Source organism: Embleya sp. NPDC059213, from assembly GCF_042754445.1.
In the GTDB taxonomy this organism is placed as follows: Bacteria; Actinomycetota; Actinomycetes; order Streptomycetales; family Streptomycetaceae; genus Embleya.
Genome location: NZ_JBHZAV010000029.1, coordinates 29,043 through 45,064, shown reverse-complemented (window position 1 = coordinate 45,064; position 16,022 = coordinate 29,043). Strand labels below are relative to the sequence as shown.

Genomic DNA, 16,022 nt, shown 5'->3' with positions numbered 1-16,022 from the left:
GCTTCCTGGTTGACGGCATCCTGCGAACGCGACAAAACAGTACGGTGTACTGTTTCTCAAGGCAAGAGTCTAGGATGATCGCGTGAAAGCCAAAACCTCATACCCGAAGGGCGTCGCCAAGCGGGAGGAGATCCTCCGGACGACCCTGGAGATCTTCGGCCGCGAGGGGGAGCGCGCCACCACACTGCGCACCGTCGCCCAGGAAAGCGGCATCAGCCTGACCGGCCTGATGCACTACTTCACATCCAAAGACCGCCTGCTGACCGAGGTGCTTCGCGCGAGCGACCGGGCCGCCGAAGCCCGCTTCCACGACCCGGAGACAGTACGCGACCCCGGCGAGTTCCTGGCCCTGGCCCTGACGGCGAACGCCGCCAACGCCGCCCGGGTACGCCTGTACGTCACCCTGGCCGCTGCCGCGACCGACCCCGAACACCCGGCGCACGCCTACTTCGAGGAACGCTACGCCCTGCTCCGCGCCACGATCGCCGAGCACATCGAAGCCGAACGCCAGGCCGGCCGCGTGGGCTCCGGCATCGACCCGCACTTCACCGCCTCGGCTCTGGTCGCCGCGGCCGACGGCATCCAGCTGCAGTGGCTGAGCGACCCGACGGTGGACATGGCGGACCACGTCCGCCGCGTGTGGCGGTCACTCACGGCGGCACCTGCCGCCTGAGGGCAGGTCCGGCCTTCGGCTTCCGGATCCGGGACGCCGCAACCAGGGCCGCTGAGCCTGGGGATGGTTGATTGGTGTGTGGGTGGTGGTGTGGACCTGTTCGGGGGTGTGCAGTGACCGCTCGTGTGCCGTGTCCCCCTGCGCCGGGGCCGTCGGAGGGGTATGCGGCCCGGTTCGACGACCTGTTCGGGACGCTCGCGCAGCGTCGGGGCTTCCGGGAGTACCTGGTCGGGTTGTCGGCGCCGCAGGATCGGAACAAGACGCTGACCTGCCTGGCCGGGGCGGAGCCGGTGGTCCGCGCGACATCGGGCGGTGCAGCGGCTGCAGTTCTTCCTCTCCGAGTCGACCTGGGGCCACGAACGGGTCAACGCCCGTCGACTGGAACTGCTGCTCGCCGATCCGGCGACTGCCCCGCAAGGGGCGGAGGTGTTGGTGATCGACGACTCCGGGGACCGCAAGGACGACACCGCGACCCATCGCCGCCGATCCACGGAGATCCGCGACGTGGTGGTCCGGCGCCGCGAACAAGCCGGCCACCACCCCGCGGCATTTCGCCCGCCTCCTGCTCACCCGCCCCGAGCATCTGCGCGACAAGGACACGGCGCTACTACGGGAACTCGCCAAAGCCTGCCTCGAAATGACCGAACCGGCCCGCCTCACCGGAGCGACGAGATCGATCAGGACATCCTGCGACGAACGTTGCGCCTCATCCGCTGTCCGCGGCCGACGCCGGCTTCAGCGCGGGGGGTCGACCCAGGGCGCCGTCGGTGGCCGTGCCGTCGATTGCCCGGCTACCGCCTCCAGGTCCCGCGTGGCCATGTGCAGCAGTCGGTGGGCGAGGTCGGACAGGGCTCGTGCCGCAGCCAACTCGTCGCCGATCTCCGGGATGTTCGGGTCCGCGGGGTTCTTGCGGGCATCGCCTCGACCCCGCAGCCCGGCGGTGTCTTCGGTGCGCAGACGCGCTTCCGCGTGCGTGCGCACCGACGCGTCGCCCGGGACATCGTCCGCGGCCTTCTCGCTGTGGTAGATGTCCACAGTCCATTGCTTCGTGGCGGCCATGACGTTCGCCTCCATCGGATTGGGCCGGTGACTTCAGCATCCGCCGTGTTCGCGTGGTCCGCCACACGCCCGCACCGGGGCGCGAGTTCGCTCGAAGCGGCCATGTCGTCCGGCGGGAGTGGTGGACGGCCGACTCGACCGATACCGACCAGTCGAGCGATTCGGGTCGCGGTGACCGGATGGTCTCCCGTGACCACGTGCACGGTCAGACCCGCTTCATGGCACTGCCGGACGGCGGCGGGGACCTCCGGGCGCGGCGGGTCGGCGAACGCGACCAATCCCAAGAACCGCAGGTCGCGTTCGACATCCGTACGATCATCGGGAATCGCCTCCGTGTCGGGGAACACACGGTCAGCGGCGGCGAGAACCCGAAGCCCCCGTTCCGCGAACATCCGGAGGGCATCGTTCACCGCCACACGATCCGTGTCCGTCAGACCGCGCGTCCGGTCCCGATCGAGGATTCCCGTGCAACGCGGCACGACCGCCTCGGGCGCGCCCTTGGTATCCAACCGGGCCTCGCCGTCGCGCGTCGAGCAGGTCGACATGAGGCGCAGGGCTGGATCGAAGGGCAAAAGCCGGGTTCGCTCCGCGTCACGATCCGAGGCGTCGGCAACGAAGTCGCCATCTCGGGCGGTGCGCAACAGACCCACTTCCATGGGATCGCCACGCATCGCCTCCCCGTCGTCTGCGGCGGTCGTACACGTGGCCAGCGAGGTCAACAGATGCCGCTCGGGGGGGTGAAAGGCCCGAACCGGCCTCACGTGGCCGGGCCGTCACCCCGGCTTGCAGCGCGACGACACTCATCCGGTTCTCGGTCAGCGTTCCGGTCTTGTCGGTGCAGATCACCGACGTCGAACCCAGGTTCTCCACCGCGCTCAGGCGCTTGACGACGGCTCCGCGCTTGGCCAGAGCCCGAATACCGACGGCCAGCGCCAGGGTGATCGTCGGCAGCAGACCTTCCGGAACGTTCGCGACCAACAAGCCGATCGCGAAGGTGAACGCGTCCGTGACGGACAGTCCGGCCACGATGCCGAGAGGCAGGAACAACAGGCCCACCCCGACGGCTACGGCGGCGATGATCCGCGCCGCGCGCTTGACCTCGATCTCCAGCGGGCTGGGCGCGCGAGTCCCGCAGTGGCTCAACGCGGCGATACGGCCGAGTTCGGTGTGGTCGCCGGTGGAGTACACCAGCGCGTGAGCCCTGCCGTCCCCGCACCCGGTCCCGCTGAAGACCAGGTCGGGTGCCTGCAGGAGCGGACCGTCCCCGCCGCCCCACTCGACGCCGGACGGCTGCTGCGGGCGCTGTTGCTGAACATGCCGTCGGTCCCGAGCCGGCCGGCCGCGCGGCGCCACTCCGCTTGGCCGCTCCCGCTTTCCTGCCGGCCACGTACAGGCCCACGGTCATCGGTCCGGCAAGGTCCATCCGGGGTAATACAGCGGTCGACCGGCCCGGTGATGCGACCCGTCGCCACCTGCCCGACCTAGAGTCCGATGCACAGTGGCCGTGATCGCCACATCGGCGTAGGGAGTTCGAGCGATGACGGACGACGGTGGTGCCACGGCGGTCATCGACGAGGACGGCTTGGACGCACTGATCAGGAATCTCGCCGGGCGGGGTCGCACGGTCGTCGGCCCCACGGTGCGGGACGGCGCGATCGTTCTCGCCGAGATCACTTCCGGCTCGGAACTACCCGCCGGATGGGGGGTCGACCTGGAGGCCGGCCGCTATCGGCTGTCCGCCCGCGAGGATCGCGCCGTCTTCGCGCACAGCGCGGGCCCGCAGTCCTGGAAGACGTTCCTGCACCCGGCTCGGGCACGGGAATGGACCGCCGACCGTGGCGCCGACGGTGTGATGGTGGTGACGGCGGACACAGCCCCTCCACCGTCGTACGCGTTCCTGGGTGTACGTCCCTGCGATCTGCGGGCCATCGCGATCCAGGATCGCGTACTGTCCGGGGGACGTCATGCGGACCCGACCTACCGAGGGCGCCGGAAGCGGGCTTTCCTGGTGGCGGTGGAATGTACCGACCCGGGGGCCACGTGTTTCTGCGTCTCCATGGGGACCGGGCCCGCGGTGGGCCCCGGCTACGACCTGGCGCTGACCGAGGTGCTCGACGCCGACGGCCATCGTTTTCTCGTGCGCGCCGGCAGCGAGGAAGGAAGCGCGGTGCTGGCCGAGTTGCCGCGCCGGCCGGCCGACGTCGCCACCCGAACCGCCGCCCGCGATCGAGTCGCCGAAGCGGCGGATCGCATGGGGCGCTCCATGCCGTTGGTGGACCTGCGGACGTTGATGCGGGACACACTGGACGCCGAGCGCTGGGACGACGTCGCCTCGCGCTGCCTCACGTGCGGCAACTGCACCATGGTCTGTCCGACGTGTTTCTGCACCACCACCGAGGATGTCACCGACCTCACCGGCGACCACGCCGAACGCTGGCGACACTGGGAATCCTGCTTCGACCGGGACTTCACCCATCTGGCGGGGGCAGGTCCGGTGCGCGACTCGCCGCACAGCCGATATCGACAGTGGGCCACGCACAAACTCGGTACCTGGTTCGACCAGTTCGACAGTTCCGGTTGTGTCGGCTGTGGACGTTGCATCGTCTGGTGCCCGGTCGGCATCGACATCACCGAGGAGGCTCACGCGTTGAACCGCGAACGGGAGTCCCGCAGCCGGGAAACGTCGTCCGAAGGGTCGCCGTGACCGTCCTTCGCCACGGCTTCCTCGGGGCCCTGGGCGAAGGTCCGCGCGACCGGCTGATCGCAATCGCCCGTGACGCCTCCTTCCCCGACGCCACCCGCGTGTTCGAAGAGAACGGCCCCGCGGACCGATTCTGGGTCGTGCGCTCCGGCCTGGTCGCACTCGACATCCACGTCCCCGGACGACGCGACGCCGTCGTGGAGACCCTGGGCCCGGACGAACTACTGGGCTGGTCCTGGCTGTTCCAGCCGTACCGCTGGCATCTGGGCGCATCCAGCCGCGGCGCGGTCCTCGCGTACGAGTTCGACGCGGGCGAGGTTCGTGCCATGTGCGACGAGGACCCCACCTTCGGAGTCGCCGTCAATCACTGCGTCGCCCAGGTGATCGCCCGGCGCCTCAAGGCGACTCGCATGCGTCTGCTCGACCTCTACGGGCGCCCCTCGGGGCCGTCTCCGGCGCCCTCCCCGTAGCGCAGTCGGCGACAACCCTCGGGATACGCGGCCCCTTCGGCACCGATGGGAGTTGCCCGCCCCAACCGGCGACGATCCTGGCAGGGTCACGTGGGGCCGGTCACCGCCCTGGGCATCAACCCGCGGAACCACCCGCAGGTCTCCAGTCGCAATGATCCACATGAAGAGTCAATGTGGAGGGAAGGGCTGTTCGCCCGACTTGCCTCGGTAGGGAGGCTCTCGCATGGCCACGCACACAGAAGCGGCAACACGATCGGGTTGGATCGTGTTCGCCGGGGTGCTCATGACCGTAGGCGGTGCCCTGGCGGTCTTCCAAGGAATCGCCGCCATCGCGAAAGACGACGTCATCGTCGCGACACGCAACTACTCCTTCTCGTTCAACACCACCGGCTGGGGCTGGATCCACCTCGTCCTGGGCATCCTCATCTTCTTTGGTGGCCTCGCCTTGTTCAGCGGCGCGGTGTGGGCTCGCGCCCTCGGTGTACTCCTGGCGGGGCTGAGCATGGTCGCGAACTTCGTTTGGCTGCCCCACTACCCGGTGTGGTCGATCGTCGTGATCGCAATCGACGTCGCCGTCATCTGGGCCCTGTGCACAGGGCCGAACCGGAGTCGATCGGCCCCATGACTGAGCCCAACCACCGCAGCGGGCCGGTGGCGCCCGGACATCGGGCCGACGCGTCCGCACCCCGGGCCGGCAGCGACCCCGACCCCGCGCCGCTCCCACGCGCCGACGCGCGGGAAACACATACCGCTGTCCTGTTCTTCGTCTCCCTGTGGCACCACTATGTCGCCTACCGAGCGTTCGTCCGCGCCAAGGTCTCCCTGATCCAGGCACGACAGGGCGCGCCCGGCGCGGCCGCGGCGTCACAGCGACTGGTCTCGACGACGCTGCGCCATCTGCGCGCCTCCGTGGTCGGCCTGACTCTCGTCGGCGGACTTCCGGGCAACGGGAAGTCCACACTCTCCGGCGCACTGGCCGATCGCCTGGGCGTCACACTGCTCAGCAGCGACCGCCTCCGCAAAGAGCTCGCGGGCATCCCACCGGAGGAGTCCGCAGCCGCCGCCTACGGCGAGGGCCTGTACACGCCCGAGCGCACCGCCACCACCTACGTGGCCCTGCTCGGCCGCGCGTTTGCCCTGCTGTCCCGCGGCGAGTCCGTCGTCCTGGATGCCACCTGGTCCGACGCGGGACGACGCGAAGCCGCCGTGGACATGGCCGAACGAGCCCACGCCGACGTGGTGGCCCTGCATTGCCAGGCTCCGAACGACGTGTCCACGGCCTGTCTGACCACCCGCGCGCGGGGTGTCCGACGCCGACCTCGACGTCGCCGCTGCCATGGCAGCCCCCGAGCCGCCGTGGACGGAGGCCGTGGGGGTCGATACCGGCGGGAGCCTGGAGGCCGCGGTCGTTCAGGCGATGGCAACCGTACGCCCGCAACGTTCGGGCGGTCGAGACCCGACCTTCCGTCGTTCCCACACCGAGCCGAATTAGCGCCCCATGGTTGCCCAGCACCCGGGAATGGGGACGGGCCCGTGCCATGACCCCGACAGGCGGCGGATCGGTCGCCGCCCGCGCACCGTCGGTACTCCCGTGCAGGCTCGATCATGACGACACCGATCATCCCCAAGCCCGGCGCCTTCCCGGTCGTCCCGAACATGCCCGATTACTCGGCCGCGGTACGGCGGTTCGACTGGGGGACGGCGCGTGCGAAGGTGAGCAGCCGGCCGTCGGGGGATCTGAACATCGCCTACGAGGCAGTGGATCGACATGTGGCAATGGGGGGGGAGGAAACCACGAGGCAATCCGCGTCGTCGTGCGCGACGAAAGCGTACGATCGTGGACGTACGCGCAACTGTGCGATGCTTCGGCCCGGTTCGCCAATGTGTTGGCGAAGCTCGAAGTGGGGCGAGGCGAGCGGGTGTTCACGCTCCTCGATCGCTGCCCCGAGCTCTTCGCCACGGTGCTCGGTGCGCTGCGGAACGGAAGTGTCCTGTGTCCGCTCTTCGCTGCCTTCGGTCCGGACCCGGTCTGCGAACGCCTGCGGCTCGGCGACGCTCGCGTGCTGGTGACGACAACGACGCTGTACCAGCGCAAGGTCGCCGCTCGGCGCAGTGAACTGCCACGGTTGGAATATGTGCTCATCGTCGGGCCCGACACGCCGCAGGAGCGCGGCGTCTTCTCCTACGACCTGCTGACACAAGCCGTTCGCACAGGTGGCATGGTGGCCCCTACCGGTCCCGAGGACATGGCCCTGCTCCACTTCACCAGTGGAACAACCGGCACTCCGAAAGGCGCCGTCCACGTCCACGACGCGGTCGTCGCCCACCACGCGACGGCGCTGACCGCGCTGGACCTGCATCCGGGGGACGTGTACTGGTGCACGGCCAACCCGGGTTGGGTGACCGGGATGTCCTACGGCATCATCGCGCCGCTCACCTGCGGGGTGACACTGGTCGTGGACGAAGGGGATTTCGACGTCCGCCGCTGGTACCGCATCCTCACCCGACACAAGGTGACTGTCTGGTACACGTCGCAGACCGAGACCGGCTGCATCATGATCGCCAACTTCACCGCGTGCGACATTCGATCCGGCTCCATGGGCAGGCCCGTGCCCGGAGTGACGGCTTCGGTTCTCGCACGAGGTGCGGACGGCCGCGCCGAGGTCGCGAACGGGAAGGTCACCGTACTCGACGAGGCGGGCGTCGAGGGAGAGTTGGCGTTGCGCGTCGGAGGGCCTTCCATGTTTCGCGGTTACCTGCACGAACCCGACCGATACGACCGATGCTTCGCCGACGGCTGGTACCTGACCGGCGACTTGGCCCGGCAGGATCCCGACGGCTGGTTCTGGTTCGTCGGCCGGGCCGATGACGTCATCAAATCCGCAGGCCATCTGATCGGGTCGTTCGAAGTGGAGAGCGCACTGCTGGAGCACCCCGCCGTCGCGGAGAGCGGCGTCGTCGGCCGCCCCGACCCGCTGGCCGGGGCCATCGTCAAAGCATTCGTGTCTCTTCGCCCCGGCTTCGAGCCCACCGACGGTCTGCGACGGGAACTGCTCGCGTTCACGCGTGTCCGGCTCGGCCCGGCGGTCGCCCCCCGAGAGATCGAGTTCGACCAGGATCTACCCAAGACCAACAGCGGCAAGGTCGTCCGCCGGCTGTTGCGGGCCCGCGAACTCGGTCTGCCCGAAGGTGACGTCTCGACGGTGGCGAGGTCGTGATGAACGATCGTGAACACCTTCGGGACCTGCTGTACCGCATGTTGCTCATCCGGCGCTTCGAGGAACGCTGTGTCGAACTCTACAGTTCGGCCAAGATCCGCGGTTTCGTCCACCTGTACATCGGCGAGGAAGCCGTCGCGGTGGGGGTGAACTCCGGCTTGACGCCCGACGACGCGGTCGTGGCGACATACCGCGAACACGGCCATGCGTTGGCCAAGGGTGTTCCGGCGCAGGCCGTCATGGCCGAAATGTTCGGCCGGATCACGGGGTGCAGCCGGGGCAGAGGCGGCTCGATGCACCTTTTCGATGCCGAGCGGCGGTTCTATGGCGGCAACGCCATCGTCGGGGCGGGCCTGCCTCTTGCGGCCGGGCTGGCTCTGGCCGACAAGATGCGCGGTGAAGAACACATCACCTGCTGCTTCTTCGGGGACGGGGCCTTCGCCGAAGGCGAATTCCACGAGACCGCCAACCTCGCGGCCCTGTGGGGCCTGCCTCTGCTCCTGGTCTGCGAGAACAACCGCTACGCGATGGGCACCTCCTTGGCCCGCGAACACGCCCAGACCGACCTGGCCATGCGCGCCGCTTCCTATGGCATGACCGCGTGGGCGGTGGACGGCATGGACGTTCGGGCGGTGGAAGCTGCGACGCGACGGGCGGTGGCATCCATCCGCGGAGGTGGGGGGCCGCACTTCCTGGAGGCCCGCACCTATCGGTTCCGGGCGCACTCGATGTACGACCCGGACCGCTACCGCCGCAAGGAAGAAGTCGAGTAGTGGAAGACGCGCGACCCCATTCCCGTGCCGGCCGCCCTGCTGTGGCCCGCCGGGGCAGCCGAGGGCACCGACCTCGACGCCTTGGAGGATCGGGTCGATCGCGAAGTGTCCGACGCGGTGCGTGCCGCCGAACAAGCACCCGAGGAACCGGTCGACGACCTTCTGCGCTTTGTCACGACCCCGCCGGAGGTGAGGACATGACGGGCCGAAAACCGACCAGTGCCCCACTGAAGCCCGCCCGAAAGCACCCGAAGGGGACAACCGGGAACAAGCGCGAGGCCAAGACCGAGCCGGCGTCGCGAAAGATGGCGTCCGAGCCCGGGAAGGACGCCCGGACCACGTACCGCGAGGCGATGCGCGAAGCGATGCGTGAGGCGATGCGTGAGGCGATGCGCAGCGACGACCGGGTGTTCCTGATGGGTGAGGACGTGGGCGCGTACGGCGGCTGTTTCGGCGTGAGCCTGGGCTTGCTGGAGGAGTTCGGCCCCGACCGCGTCCGCGACGCGCCACTGTCCGAGTCGGCGTTCGTGGGGGCGGGCATCGGCGCGGCCATCGCCGGCATGCGGCCCATCGTCGAGATCATGACCGTGAATTTCAGCCTGTTGGCAATGGACCAGATCCTCAACACCGCCGCCGCGATCCAGCACATGTCCGGTGGGCAGATACGAGTGCCGCTGGTCATCCGCACCACAACCGGCGCCGGACGGCAACTCGGGGCGCAGCACTCACACAGCCTGGAGGTATGGTACGCGCACATCCCGAGACTGCGGGTGATCGCGCCCGCGACCGTGAACGACGCACGCCATATGTGGGCCGCCGCGCTGGCCTGCAACGACCCGGTGGTCGTCTTCGAGCACACCGGTTTGTACAACCTCTCGGACTCCATCGACCCCGAGCGAACGGCCGTCGACATCGATTCGGCGCGACTGTGCCGATCCGGCGCCGACGTGTCACTCATCACCTACGGGGGCTGTCTGCCTCGGTCCATGGCAGCCGCGCAGACGTTGGCCGCGGAGGGCATCAGCGCCGACGTGCTCGATCTGCGCACCCTGCGTCCACTCGACAGCACGGCGATACTGGCCACGGTCGCCCGGACGCACCGTGCGGTCGTGGTCGAGGAATGCCGGCGCAGCGGCGGGCTCGCTGCCGAGGTGATGGCGCGCCTCACGGAGTCTGCGTTCTACGAACTCGACGCCCCGATCGAACGGGTCTGCACGGCGGAGGTGCCCATCCCCTACGCCTACCGGCTCGAACAGGCCGCGATCCCACAGGTGGAGGACCTCGTCGCGGCCGCGCACCGGGCGGTGGGCTGACATGCCCGAGTTCACGATGCCGTCCCTGGGAGCGGACATGGACGAGGGCACACTCACGGAGTGGCTGGTCCACGAAGGCGATCGGGTGGCTCGCGGCGACGTCGTCGCGGTCGTCGAAACCGCCAAGTCCGCCATCGAGGTCGAGTGCTTCGACTCGGGGACCATCACGCACCTGCTGGTGGAGCCGGGTCGAACCGTGCCGGTCGGGACACCACTGGCTGTGATCGCGGCGTCCGGGGAGCCTTCTCCTGGGCCGAGCACCCAGGCCGTCGCACCCGTGCCGGCCGGCGAGCCATCGAAGGCCGGCCGGACATCGACCCCGGGGCATGGTGGGAGGACGGCGGCGAGAGCGGAGCCGCCCGGCTCCCCTGACACGTCACCGGTCGGTACATCACCGCTCGTCCGGCACATGGCCGAAGAACTCGGGGTCCCCTTGGCCGCGTTGCACGGTTCCGGGCCGGGTGGGCGGGTGACCCGTGCGGACGTCCGGAAGGCTGCCTCCGGAGACGCGCGAGACGACACCGTCGGGCGCGAGCGTCCGGCCGCGTCGCCGCTGGCACGCAGGCTTGCACGGGAACTCGGCGTGGATCTGCGCAGCGTCCACGGCAGTGGCAGGCACGGCACGATCAAAGCTGACGATGTACGCGCCGCGGCACCGAGGAAGGACACGCTCGAGGGCACGGGCGCGGCTGCCCCGGCGCTCTCCACGTCCGTCCAAAGCCGGCCGGGAGCCATGCGGACGGCGATCGCGACGCTGATGAGCCGCGCCAAACGAGAGATCCCGCATTACTACCTGTCCACGACCATCGACATGGCCGCGGCCGTCGAGTGGGTGCGCGGGTACAACCGTGGCCAACCGGTGGCCGAGCATGTGGTGCCGGCCGCACTGCTGCTCAAGGCAACCGCTGTCGCGGCATGCCGAGTGCCGGAACTCAACGGGTTCTGGATCGACGACGCGTTCGCGCCCGGCCCGACGGTACGGTTGGGTGTGGCGATTTCCCTGCGCGGTGGGGGCTTGGTCGCCCCGGCCCTGCAGGATGCCGACCGAATGTCGGTTCCCGAGCTGATGGCCGCGCTGCGCGAGGTTGTCCAGCGCGCTCGCACCGGGCGCCTGCGCAGCACGCAGAGTGCCGATCCCACGATCACGGTCACCAATCTCGGCGAGCAGGGCGCGGAGGCCGTTTTCGGGGTCATCTACCCCCCGCAGGTCGCGCTTGTCGGTTTCGGCAAGGTCATCGAGCGACCCGTCGCGGTCGATGGTCTCCTTGGTGTGCATCCGACCGTGACCGGCGTCGCTCTCCGCGGACCATCGGGCGACGGACGGGACGACCGGCTCTCGGTTCCTGAACGCGGTCGACCACTTGTTGAAGCACCCGGAGGCATTGTGAACCGAGTGGAAGCGCCGGCACTCGTGCGGGAGTCGGTCCAGGCGGCGGTCCCGGGAACGGACGCGTCCGCCTTGGCGCCCGATCGGTCGCTGCGCGAGCAACTCGACATGGACTCGCTCGACTTCCTGGGCTTCCTCGAAGCACTGAGCAAACGGGCAGGCAAGGGCCTCGACGAAATCGATGCTGCCGACGCCCGGACACCGGAGGACTTCGCCGACCTGGTGATCGCGCTCACCGACCATGTCTGACTCGTTCCCGGGAAGGAACGGAACTCGCCTGTCGCAGGTGGCTTCCCCTCTCCCTTTCCGGGACCTACCCGTTTCGACCGCGGTCGTGTGCACGACACCATTGGTCGTAGGCGTCGACGGCGGTGGGCAGCGTGGGGAACAGCCGGTCCGCGCCGATCGACGCGGTGCCTTCTTTCAAGAGTCGCACCGCTCCTGCGGGCTTCGTCCATACCGACGCGGCGCGACAGTGTCGACCCGTACGGGGCTGTCAAGTGGCGGGGTCGACCGGTCGTAGGCACCATCGTCGGCATGGACGACATCCCGGTGCCGCAGGAAGGCGACGCGCACTATGTGTGCACCACCGCCCGCCTGTACGGGTGGCACGTCACCCACCATCCAAACGGCAACACCCGCATTGCCCGGCCCGGCCACATCTTCTGGCTCCGCTTCGAAGCCGACGGCGGCTTCCTGCACGCCACCGGCCCCGGCCCCGCTGTATGCCTGACCGACCTGCTCCACATCCTGGAGAACACCACCGCACCCGGGCCCTGAACGCCCCGAACCCGGCCAAGGTAGCGGACCATCACCCGACCGGACGACAGTCCGGGCCGCCACGGACCGACCTCTCCGTCTTCGACGAAACCGGATCCCCCGGGCCTGCCACACGACCTCTCCGCGATCGAACCCCATGGCGGGCACTGCGTCACGAGTGGCTCATCCGGTGCGACCACGGCAATGGCTCGGTCCGGCCCCGAGCCGTCGCGCGGCCGCAAGCCGACCTGTTGAGCGAACGTGGCACCGTCGTAGGCGATTCGATTGCGTTGCACCCGTCCGCCGTCGATCTCCATCGTGAAGTCCCACACCTTGGACGATCACCCGGCGGCGCGGCCGGACCGGCGCTTGCTGCTTCACCGTCAAGGCCGGATCCACGGGGTCTGCGGCGGGACGTACGGCTGGGTTCGTTCCGGTGCGTCGTGATGGGCAGGACGCGTCGCCACGCCGCGACTTCGCCGGGGACTACCCCGTTCGCCGCGATGCCTGCCGTCAGTGGGCGGTTCCGGTCCGGTCGACGGTGAGGTCGAGGAAGTGGGCGGAGCAGGAGATGCACGGGTCGTGATTGCGGATCACCCGTTCGCACAGGGCGGTCAGTTCGGCGTCGGTCGGGTCACCTGCGGCCACTCGGTCCTGGACCTGGCGGCGCAGGTCCTCTTCGATCGCCCCCTGATTCTGCGCGGTGGGCGGGACCAGGGCGGCATCGATGATGGTTCCTCGCGTGTCGAGGGTGTAGCGGTGGTAGAGCAGACCGCGTGGCGCTTCGGTGGCGCCGTAACCCGTGCCCGCGCGCGGTGGCACATCGACGGCGGGGCCCGGAGGGGGCTCGTAGGACTCGATCAGCCGCAGCGCCTCGTCGACCGCGTAGAGCACCTCGACGGCGCGGACGATGATGCTGCGGAAGGGATTTCGGCAGACCGTGCCCTGCCCGGGGTCGCCGAGTCCGGCGTCCAGGGCGACTTGGAGCGCGAGCGGGGAGAGCCGACGCCCACTGATGGCGTAGCGAGCGAGTGACCCGGTCAGGTGGCGGCGGCCGTCCAGCCGGGAGTGCAAGGCGGTGGAATGCGGCACCGTGTGTTCGACGACGTGATCGTCGAAGGCGGGGACGGCGAACGTATGCGTGGGCAGTGCCCGGTCGCTGTCCGGGCGCAGGCCGGCGGTGTGCGGGGCCGGCATGACCGTCGGCGTGCCGGCCTCGATGGCATAGCTGTCGGGCTGCGCCAGGGCGAGCAGGTCGTAATCGCACCCGGCGTCGGGGAACTCGAAGCCGGCCACCCAGCGCACCGTCTGCACGGCGTCGTCCCGGGCCTGGCGCAGCTTCGCTGCCAGGGGCCGTAGTTCGGCGATGGTGGGGACACGATGGAAGCCACCGAGGCGGACGTTGACGGGGTGGATCGCCCGGCCACCGAGCAGTTCGAGGATCGCGTTGCCGGCCTGCTTGAGCCGCAGGCCGCGCTCGACGTCGGCGCGGTGGGTACGGGCCAGGTCGATGGCGCTGTCGCGGCCGAGGAAGTCGGGGGCGTGAAGCAGGTGGATGTGCAGAGTCTGGCTCTCGATCCACTCGCCGCAGTAGAGCAGCCGTCGCAGGGCGGCGAGTTGTCCGTCCACCACGACGCCACAGGCGTTCTCGACCGCGCGGCAGGCGCTCAGCTGATAGGCGACGGGGCAGATCCCGCAGACCCGGGAGGTGATGTCGGGTGGTTCGGTGTAGGAGCGCCCGCGCAGAAACGCCTCGAAGAAGCGCGGGGGTTCGTAGATGGCCAACCGGGCTTGCACGACCCGGTCGCCGTCCAGGTTCAGGTGCAACGCGCTCTCGCCCTCCACTCGGGTGAGCGAGCCGACGTGCAGCACACGCGAGCCGCGATGGGTCACCGGAACTCGTCCTCCTCGCGGGAGGCCGCGTCGTATTCCTCGGCGGCGGCGTTGAAGGTGCGCAGCACACGCACCACATCGAGGGTGTCCATGCCGTCGCGTCGAAGCAGCGGGACGAAAGCGGGGAGGTTCGTGGAGTCCGAGGGGCCGAAACAGCCGTAGCAGCCGCGCCCGAAGGTGGGGCACAGCGCGCCGCATCCGGCGTGGGTGACCGGACCGAGGCAGGGGGTGCCGTGAGCCACTGTCACGCAGGTGGTGCCGCGCTGCTTGCACTCGAAGCAGACGCTGTGTCGCGGTACACCGGGCGTGCGTCCGGCCAGGTGGGCGGTGATGACCTCCAGCAACTGGCCGCGGTCGATGGGGCAGCCGCGCAGTTCGAAGTCGACGGGAACGTGGGCGGCGATGGGTGTGGAGGTGGCCAGAGTGGCGACGTAGTCCGGTCTGGCGTAGACGACGGCCTGGAATTCGGCGACGTCGGCGTAGTTGCGCAGTGCCTGGACACCGCCGGCGGTTGCGCAGGCGCCGATGGTCACCAGGCGCTGTGAGACGGCCCGAACGTGCCGGATTCGCTCGATGTCCTGGGGGGTGGTTACCGATCCCTCGACCAGGGACAGGTCGTAGGGGCCGGGCGCCACGGCGGTGGACGCCTCGAGGAAGTGTGAGATGTCGACCCTGTCGGCGATGCCGAGAAGTTCGTCCTCGCAGTCCAGCAGGGTGAGTTGGCAGCCGTCGCAGGAGGCGAACTTCCATACGGCGAGTTTCGGGCGTCGTGGGGTGCGACTCGGCATCTCGTTGGTGGGCACGCTACAACTCCCGGACCATGAGCAGGGGTTCGGCGCGGGTCCAGTCGAGAACGGGGCCGTCGCGGCAGAGCAGCAGCGGGCCGAGTTGACAGTGGCCGCAGTGTCCGGTGCCGCAGTGCATGGTGCGTTCCAGCGAGACCCGGATCCGGTCCGGGTCGACGCCGCGGTGCACCAGGTCGGCGGCGGTGGCCCGGATCATCGGCTCGGGACCGCAGATGAACGCCGCTGCCCGCGGCGGGTCGAAGTCGGCCCGGTCGATGAGTGTCGTGACCAGGCCGACCTCTCCGGTCCACTCGGGGTCGGCACGGTCGACGGTGACGCGGACCCGGGCTGCCGCGTGCCAGGGCTCGTCGAAATAGAGCAGTTCGTCGGGCGTTCGAGCGCCGACCAGTACGTTCAGGCGTCCGTAGCGCTCGGGCGCGGCGAGCGCGGCCAGTACGAGCGGTCGTAGCGGCGCCAGGCCGATGCCCCCGGCCACCACCACCAGGTCGCGCCCTTCGGCTCTGGGCAGTGCCCACCCGGTGCCGAAGGGGCCGCGTACACCGACCGTTTGGCCGGCTCGCACACCGCGCAGCTGTCCGGAAACGGCTCCGACGGCGCGGACGGTGTGCGTCAGGCGCGCCCCGTCGATGCCGCAGACCGACAGCGGGATGTCGCCGACGCCGAAGGCGTACACCATGGCGAACTGCCCCGGGCCGAAGGGCGGCAGGGCCGCGCCGACGGGTTCCAGGGCGATCGTGGCGGTGTCCGGTGTGTCGACCCGGTGCGCCATCACCCGGTACGGGACGGGCGTGGTCATGATGTCGCGCCACCGCCGCCGGGGGGTCCGTACGCGTCCGGCAGGCGGATGCGGTTCGCCTTCGGTCGGCGCGCGATCACCGCGTCGTCGCACTGCGTCATCCGCCGACCTCCACATGCCGATGCCGTCCCAGTATGGCCACAATGCGTGGCCGAAGTGTTCCCCTTGGTCGTC

The 16,022-nt window shown here is 69.5% G+C and carries 15 protein-coding genes and 4 pseudogenes; 13 read left to right on the top strand and 6 right to left on the bottom strand.

What is annotated here, in order from left to right; all coding sequences use genetic code 11:
* Nucleotides 1-82: 82 nt before the first annotated feature.
* On the top strand, nt 83-673 hold the full coding sequence (locus ACFXMF_RS14140) for a TetR/AcrR family transcriptional regulator (RefSeq protein WP_379988313.1): 591 nt from the start codon (nt 83-85) through the stop codon (nt 671-673).
* Between the two features lie 735 nt (nt 674-1,408).
* Here ACFXMF_RS14140 and ACFXMF_RS14135 read toward each other — a convergent pair.
* The 3 genes and pseudogenes from ACFXMF_RS14135 to ACFXMF_RS14125 form a co-directional block, all read right to left on the bottom strand.
* Nucleotides 1,409-1,732, bottom strand: coding sequence for a DUF1876 domain-containing protein (locus ACFXMF_RS14135; RefSeq protein ID WP_379988314.1), 324 nt, complete (start codon nt 1,730-1,732; stop codon nt 1,409-1,411).
* A 152-nt stretch (nt 1,733-1,884) separates the two neighbouring features.
* Nucleotides 1,885-2,388 (bottom strand): annotated as a pseudogene (locus tag ACFXMF_RS14130) (HAD family hydrolase); the annotation flags it as partial.
* On the bottom strand, nt 2,324-3,085 hold the full coding sequence (locus tag ACFXMF_RS14125) for an HAD-IC family P-type ATPase (RefSeq protein WP_379988315.1): 762 nt from the start codon (nt 3,083-3,085) through the stop codon (nt 2,324-2,326). The gene ACFXMF_RS14125 and the pseudogene ACFXMF_RS14130, both read right to left, overlap by 65 nt.
* Nucleotides 3,086-3,269: 184 nt before the next feature.
* On the opposite strand from ACFXMF_RS14125, the gene ACFXMF_RS14120 reads away from it, so the two are divergent.
* The 12 genes and pseudogenes from ACFXMF_RS14120 to ACFXMF_RS14065 all read left to right on the top strand — a co-directional run bounded on the left by ACFXMF_RS14120 (nt 3,270) and on the right by ACFXMF_RS14065 (nt 12,374).
* Nucleotides 3,270-4,436, top strand: coding sequence for a 4Fe-4S dicluster domain-containing protein (locus ACFXMF_RS14120; RefSeq protein ID WP_379988317.1), 1,167 nt, complete (start codon nt 3,270-3,272; stop codon nt 4,434-4,436).
* Nucleotides 4,433-4,903: a cyclic nucleotide-binding domain-containing protein gene (locus ACFXMF_RS14115; RefSeq protein ID WP_379988318.1), complete on the top strand. Its 471-nt coding sequence runs from the start codon at nt 4,433-4,435 to the stop codon at nt 4,901-4,903. The genes ACFXMF_RS14120 and ACFXMF_RS14115 overlap by 4 nt, the downstream gene beginning before the upstream one ends.
* Before the next feature lie 223 nt (nt 4,904-5,126).
* Nucleotides 5,127-5,528 carry a hypothetical protein gene (locus tag ACFXMF_RS14110; protein ID WP_379988319.1) on the top strand — a complete coding sequence of 134 codons (402 nt, stop codon included), beginning with the start codon at nt 5,127-5,129 and terminating at the stop codon, nt 5,526-5,528.
* 143 nt (nt 5,529-5,671) lie between these two features.
* Nucleotides 5,672-6,395 (top strand): annotated as a pseudogene (locus ACFXMF_RS14105) (AAA family ATPase); the annotation flags it as partial.
* Between the two features lie 322 nt (nt 6,396-6,717).
* Complete coding sequence (locus ACFXMF_RS14100) at nt 6,718-8,121, top strand: AMP-binding protein (protein ID WP_379988321.1); 1,404 nt, start codon at nt 6,718-6,720, stop codon at nt 8,119-8,121.
* Nucleotides 8,121-8,894, top strand: a complete 774-nt coding sequence (pdhA, locus tag ACFXMF_RS14095; RefSeq protein ID WP_379988322.1) for a pyruvate dehydrogenase (acetyl-transferring) E1 component subunit alpha — start codon at nt 8,121-8,123, stop codon at nt 8,892-8,894. The genes ACFXMF_RS14100 and pdhA overlap by 1 nt, the downstream gene beginning before the upstream one ends.
* 24 nt (nt 8,895-8,918) lie before the next feature.
* Entirely contained in the window at nt 8,919-9,095 is a 177-nt protein-coding gene (locus ACFXMF_RS14090) for a hypothetical protein (RefSeq protein WP_379988323.1), read from the top strand.
* A gap of 152 nt (nt 9,096-9,247) precedes the next feature.
* Nucleotides 9,248-10,207: an alpha-ketoacid dehydrogenase subunit beta gene (locus ACFXMF_RS14085; RefSeq protein ID WP_380020641.1), complete on the top strand. Its 960-nt coding sequence runs from the start codon at nt 9,248-9,250 to the stop codon at nt 10,205-10,207.
* 1 nt (nt 10,208) lies between these two features.
* Nucleotides 10,209-11,432 (top strand): annotated as a pseudogene (locus tag ACFXMF_RS14080) (2-oxo acid dehydrogenase subunit E2); the annotation flags it as partial.
* A gap of 109 nt (nt 11,433-11,541) precedes the next feature.
* A pseudogene (locus tag ACFXMF_RS14075) lies at nt 11,542-11,595 on the top strand (hypothetical protein); the annotation flags it as partial.
* Nucleotides 11,592-11,843: an acyl carrier protein gene (locus tag ACFXMF_RS14070; RefSeq protein ID WP_380020644.1), complete on the top strand. Its 252-nt coding sequence runs from the start codon at nt 11,592-11,594 to the stop codon at nt 11,841-11,843. The pseudogene ACFXMF_RS14075 and the gene ACFXMF_RS14070, both read left to right, overlap by 4 nt.
* A 288-nt stretch (nt 11,844-12,131) precedes the next feature.
* Nucleotides 12,132-12,374 (top strand): hypothetical protein, encoded by a 243-nt coding sequence (locus ACFXMF_RS14065; protein ID WP_379988325.1) that lies wholly within the window; start codon nt 12,132-12,134, stop codon nt 12,372-12,374.
* A gap of 492 nt (nt 12,375-12,866) precedes the next feature.
* On the opposite strand, the gene ACFXMF_RS14060 is transcribed toward ACFXMF_RS14065, so the two are convergent.
* The 3 genes from ACFXMF_RS14060 to ACFXMF_RS14050 are packed head-to-tail and all read right to left on the bottom strand — an operon-like array spanning nt 12,867 to nt 15,851.
* The gene (locus tag ACFXMF_RS14060; protein WP_379988327.1) at nt 12,867-14,246 is read right to left on the bottom strand and encodes a Ni/Fe hydrogenase subunit alpha; all 1,380 of its coding nucleotides are present in this window, start codon (nt 14,244-14,246) and stop codon (nt 12,867-12,869) included.
* On the bottom strand, nt 14,243-15,034 hold the full coding sequence (locus ACFXMF_RS14055; protein ID WP_379988355.1) for an oxidoreductase: 792 nt from the start codon (nt 15,032-15,034) through the stop codon (nt 14,243-14,245). Before ACFXMF_RS14055 ends, ACFXMF_RS14060 begins: the two co-directional genes overlap by 4 nt.
* Nucleotides 15,035-15,050: 16 nt before the next feature.
* The gene (locus ACFXMF_RS14050; protein WP_379988356.1) at nt 15,051-15,851 is read right to left on the bottom strand and encodes an FAD/NAD(P)-binding protein; all 801 of its coding nucleotides are present in this window, start codon (nt 15,849-15,851) and stop codon (nt 15,051-15,053) included.
* Nucleotides 15,852-16,022 lie beyond the last annotated feature (171 nt).

Bases quoted from the DNA above. Each gene is read 5' to 3' on its own strand.
- ACFXMF_RS14135 (WP_379988314.1), bottom strand. From the start codon at position 1,732: ATGGCCGCCACGAAGCAATGGACTGTGGACATCTACCACAGCGAGAAG.
- ACFXMF_RS14120 (WP_379988317.1), top strand. From the start codon at position 3,270: ATGACGGACGACGGTGGTGCCACGGCGGTCATCGACGAGGACGGCTTG.
- ACFXMF_RS14110 (WP_379988319.1), top strand. From the start codon at position 5,127: ATGGCCACGCACACAGAAGCGGCAACACGATCGGGTTGGATCGTGTTC.
- pdhA (WP_379988322.1), top strand. From the start codon at position 8,121: ATGAACGATCGTGAACACCTTCGGGACCTGCTGTACCGCATGTTGCTC.
- ACFXMF_RS14085 (WP_380020641.1), top strand. From the start codon at position 9,248: ATGCGCGAAGCGATGCGTGAGGCGATGCGTGAGGCGATGCGCAGCGAC.
- ACFXMF_RS14065 (WP_379988325.1), top strand. From the start codon at position 12,132: ATGGACGACATCCCGGTGCCGCAGGAAGGCGACGCGCACTATGTGTGC.
- ACFXMF_RS14055 (WP_379988355.1), bottom strand. From the start codon at position 15,034: ATGCCGAGTCGCACCCCACGACGCCCGAAACTCGCCGTATGGAAGTTC.